Source organism: Mobiluncus sp. (assembly GCF_985070215.1).
In genome coordinates this window covers 1-2779 of sequence record NZ_CFKZQR010000082.1, presented here as the reverse complement: position 1 = coordinate 2779, position 2779 = coordinate 1, and the positions used below count along the sequence as shown (strand labels likewise).

4 protein-coding genes and 1 pseudogene are annotated in these 2779 nt (G+C 59.0%); all 5 read right to left on the bottom strand.

The window, feature by feature from the left end; translation table 11 throughout:
- Positions 1-199: 199 nt before the first annotated feature.
- Complete coding sequence (locus AC5LBQ_RS09565) at positions 200-637, bottom strand: PIN domain-containing protein (RefSeq protein WP_493265330.1); 438 nt, start codon at positions 635-637, stop codon at positions 200-202.
- Entirely contained in the window at positions 627-914 is a 288-nt protein-coding gene (locus AC5LBQ_RS09560; RefSeq protein ID WP_493265329.1) for a type II toxin-antitoxin system Phd/YefM family antitoxin, read from the bottom strand. Before AC5LBQ_RS09560 ends, AC5LBQ_RS09565 begins: the two co-directional genes overlap by 11 nt.
- A gap of 140 nt (positions 915-1054) precedes the next feature.
- Entirely contained in the window at positions 1055-1777 is a 723-nt protein-coding gene (locus AC5LBQ_RS09555; protein WP_493265328.1) for a glycerophosphodiester phosphodiesterase, read from the bottom strand.
- A 36-nt stretch (positions 1778-1813) separates the two neighbouring features.
- Complete coding sequence (locus tag AC5LBQ_RS09550) at positions 1814-2548, bottom strand: HisA/HisF-related TIM barrel protein (RefSeq protein ID WP_493265327.1); 735 nt, start codon at positions 2546-2548, stop codon at positions 1814-1816.
- A 37-nt stretch (positions 2549-2585) separates the two neighbouring features.
- A pseudogene (locus AC5LBQ_RS09545) lies at positions 2586-2779 on the bottom strand (imidazole glycerol phosphate synthase subunit HisH); the annotation flags it as partial.

Genomic DNA, 2779 nt, shown 5'->3' with positions numbered 1-2779 from the left:
CGAACACCACTCGGACGATGTCTTTGACGAAGCCCTGATTCAGCACGTCGTGGACTGGCTGGGCGATATCCCCCACGCTTAGGATCCCTCACGAGGGCAGTGCGGCGCTGGCAGCACCAGCGCCCCGCGTCGGGTTCACCAGCGTTTCCGCCAACATCCGGTAACGTCGCGTCACCGGGTGTTAGGAAACCTTGAGAGTCTAAAGATTGCAGGCATCCAAGAACTCGCGGACGGTAATAGCGAAAGACACTCCTGGAAAGTGCTTGAGGTTACCCGTCACCAGCGGGCATCCCACCGCGGCGGCGACTTCGACAAAAGCAATGTCATCCTGATCGGGGAATTGGGCGCGGTCAAGACCTGTGAAGCGGTCGACGCTTGCGGGTTCCACAATCAACCAGCCATTCTGGCGGATTTCCTCGAGAACCACGTCGATTTCCTCAGGCTCAAACAAAAATTTCGGACGATGCAGCACCGCGGTGTACTCCCTCATAATCCTGGCGTCGTAGCAGGGTTTCAACGTGCCCATCTGACCCACATAATCAAGCAGTTTCCTGGGAGCGCCTAGATTTGACCACAATGCGGACACCAGAATATTCGTATCGATGACCACGAGACGACCGGCAGCCTCAGATTTCATCGTGCATCTCTCTACGGGCGGCAGCGATTTCATCCTCGATTTCCTGCTCAGTCAGGAAATTCATCGATTCCGCACGAGCCCGCATTCTGTGCAGGGCACCATTGAACCGCAACTGGCGGTATGCCCATTGCGCTTCTTCGAGAGTCCTGCCATCGACCTCAATCATCAGCGCGGCCGGTTTACCGTTTTTAGTGATAACCACCGACCCGTCGTTCTCTAAGTCGTCCCACAGCGTTTTTGGAGTTGTGCGCAGTTCCCGTGCCGTATAGAAATTCATCACAACCTCCTTTGGCACCTCTTAGTGTACCGATTTCGGTACCTTTTTGTAAACACTTTTTGTTACTCCAGACTCATTTTCCAGGAACAGCTGTCGCGATGTTTCGGTTCCGGGGGCTGGGTGGATAGCAAGGGCGGCCGTCAGCGAATGGGGAGAAGTTGCACGTAAGTGGCGCGTGGGGAGATTTCTGGCGACCGCAACAGGGATCTGTAAAAGCGTTTGACGGCAAGTTTCGCGGCGTCGAGGTCGCCTGCGGTACGGACTGTGACGACCAGTCCTCCCGCCGGACCGGCTGCGATGGTCTCAATTTCGGCGCCCGTATGGGCTGAAAGTGAATAGAGCAGTGTCGCAAGTTCGGCATCTTCCCAGGCAGGGAGCCAATCGTCACCGCTGGCCAGGGCATTCAAAGCGGGCGGTCCCAGCATGATGCTGGGCGCATAGGCGTGAATCCACTCCGGGTCACGCGCCAACGGCTTGGCCTGAGTAGCGCCACCCAGCGCCACCGGGGCATCCAGCCACAGAAATCCCTCAATAGCCAACGCTGCCAAAGCTATTCGCGCGGGATTGACCAGCAGCGGTCGATGGTGTCGAGGATCCCTCAACTCCGCAAAGCGTGCCGCGCTGGAATACACTGGCAGGGCAGCCCCGTAGGGAGCATAAACGGACGAAAATGATGGCGATTCGCAGCGCCCCGAAACCGCCACGGGAGCCTTCACAATGAGGCGTTCCGTTTGCAGCGCTGAAAATAGTTCAGCCTGCGCCGCCCCCACATCTTTGGCAGCTGCCAGTTCCAGGGCACGCCCGGTTCCGGGCAGTAAATCACCACGATCTGACGCGTAAGGATTGCTCGCCAGGTGTTTCATGAATGTTGCCGCACTTTCAAACAGAACCCAACAGCGTCACGCGACCAGTCTCGCCAAGGCTTCGGCTACCGTGAAACGTTGCTCATAGATGGCTTTGCCGACGATGACCCCCTCCAGGTTTGGGTGTACCCCCGCCAAGTCCCGCAGGGCGTGCAGGTCGCGCAGGGCAGACACACCCCCGCTCGCCACGACTTGTGCCGAACTGGATTGGCACACGTGAGCCAGCAGTTCCAGGTTCGGCCCAGTCAAGGTACCGTCTTTCGACACATCCGTCACCACGTAGCGGGCACACCCCAAGGCGTCCAAATCCCGCACAATCTGGTCCAGCAGCGGCCCTTCACTGACCCAGCCACGACCGCAGACTCGCTCGCCGCGCACGTCTAAACCGATTGCGATACGCTGCCCGAACCGCTCAATGGTCGTGGCGCACCATTGGGGATTTTCGATGGCAGCAGTACCCAGGTTTACCCGCGCCGCTCCGGCATCGAGCATCCGGCACAGCGAGTCATCGTCACGCAATCCCCCGCTGACCTCAATATTCAAACCTGGATAGGCTTTCACCAGCGACTCCACCAGGTCGGCGTTGGAACCCCGCCCGAATGCCGCATCCAGGTCGACCAGGTGCAACCATTTGGCGCCAGCCGCCAGGAAGTCCGCCGCGACCTGTGCGGGTTCGCCGTAAACTTTTTCGGTTCCGGCTTTGCCTTTGGTTAACCGGGTCGCCTTTCCGTCAACCAAGTCAATGGCTGGTAACAGCACCATCTGCGTCAATGAAAGTCCTTTCCGGGATCTTTGCGACCCGCCAACTTTAGAGCATCTCTAACCAGTTTGAGAACACGCGAGCCCCGGCTGGTCCGGACTTTTCCGGGTGGAACTGGGTGGCACACAAGGCTCGGTTCTCCACGGCCGCCACAAAGTCGGCACCGTAATGTGCCCAAGACACGAGCGGGGGGCGGAACAGCCGCCGTGATTCCTCGTCCGTGCCCAAGGTTGCGGCGGGGG

Bases quoted from the DNA above. Each gene is read 5' to 3' on its own strand.
- AC5LBQ_RS09565 (WP_493265330.1), bottom strand. From the start codon at position 637: ATGAAATCTGAGGCTGCCGGTCGTCTCGTGGTCATCGATACGAATATT.
- AC5LBQ_RS09560 (WP_493265329.1), bottom strand. From the start codon at position 914: ATGAATTTCTATACGGCACGGGAACTGCGCACAACTCCAAAAACGCTG.
- AC5LBQ_RS09555 (WP_493265328.1), bottom strand. From the start codon at position 1,777: ATGAAACACCTGGCGAGCAATCCTTACGCGTCAGATCGTGGTGATTTA.